Here is a 1,141-nt window from a genome sequence, read left to right as displayed (position 1 = left end):
CGCAGCCTTCGGCAGCTCCTACATTGGAATGCATTTTCCCTGTAGGAGCTGCCGAAGGCTGCGATCTTTTGCTTTGTGCGCTGGGCAAATTGAAACATCTGTCGACTAGCCTGGTCTGCTTCACCTGCTAGGCTCTTTTCCAGGCCTACCTTTCGACAGACTTTTGCCCATGCTCGCGCGCCTGCTGTTTTTCTGTGGTCTCTTCATGGCCTCCACCTCGGCTGTGGCCATGACCATTTACAAATCCACCGATGCCAACGGCGTGGTCTCGTACAGCGACCGGCCGAGCAAAGGCTCGCAGGTGTTCGTCTTTCAGGACCGCATGGTCGAGCGCCTGGAGCGGCAGGTCTATCTCGATATCAAGAAGCAGAAGGGCGTTGACGTGGTGTTCGTACGCAACGATCTGTATGCACCGGTCGAGGTGGCACTGGCGTTTACCGGCATGAGCAATGTACGCGGCGCGCCAGCCAAAGCCATCCGCCGGGTACTGCCGGCGCGCAGCAACACGCGTCTGGCGCTGCTGACGGCGATTACCAGCGGCAAGCCGCTGGTCTATTCGCCGCAGTTCCAATATTCACTGGGTGACCCTTCTGGTGCTGCGCAGAGCTATCGCTACCCGTTGCCGTGGCGCGGTGGGCCGTTTCGTCTGAGTCAGGGCGCCAACGGTCAGTACAGCCACTATGGGCCGAAGAATCGCTATGCGATGGACATCGCCATGCCGGTGGGTACGCCGATCATTGCCGCGCGGGCCGGGGTGGTGGTGAAGACTGAAAACTCGCAGAGTGGGCGCGGCAATGATGCGTCGGGCAATTTCGTGCGGGTGCTGCACGACGACGGCACCATGGGCGTGTACCTGCACCTCAAGCAAGGTTCGGTGAGCGTGCGCGAAGGGCAGCGGGTGACGGTGGGCAGTCCGTTGGCGCTGTCAGGCAATACCGGCAACAGCAGCGGCCCGCATTTGCACTTTGTCGTACAGCGCAATACCGGCGAGGGGCTGGTGTCGATTCCGTATCAGTTCAACCAACCGCTGGGGGCGTTGCCCAACTTTGCGTTGGGTAAGCAGTAAGCCTCTAAAAGCAAAAGATCGCAGCCTGCGGCAGCTCCTGCATGGGAATGCGATCCCTGTAGGAGCTGCCGCAGG

1 protein-coding gene is annotated in these 1,141 nt (G+C 60.4%); it reads left to right on the top strand.

What is annotated here, in order from left to right; genetic code table 11:
• Positions 1 to 169: 169 nt before the first annotated feature.
• On the top strand, positions 170 to 1,066 hold the full coding sequence (locus PMI23_RS28430) for a peptidoglycan DD-metalloendopeptidase family protein (protein ID WP_007920254.1): 897 nt from the start codon (positions 170 to 172) through the stop codon (positions 1,064 to 1,066).
• The last annotated feature ends 75 nt before the right edge of the window (positions 1,067 to 1,141 follow it).

Source organism: Pseudomonas sp. GM24 (assembly GCF_000282235.1).
Taxonomy (GTDB): domain Bacteria; phylum Pseudomonadota; class Gammaproteobacteria; order Pseudomonadales; family Pseudomonadaceae; genus Aquipseudomonas.
This window is presented reverse-complemented; position numbering and strand designations above follow the sequence as displayed.

What these genes read in the sequence shown, in the direction of transcription:
- PMI23_RS28430 (WP_007920254.1), top strand. Translation starts at nt 170, where the DNA reads ATGCTCGCGCGCCTGCTGTTTTTCTGTGGTCTCTTCATGGCCTCCACC.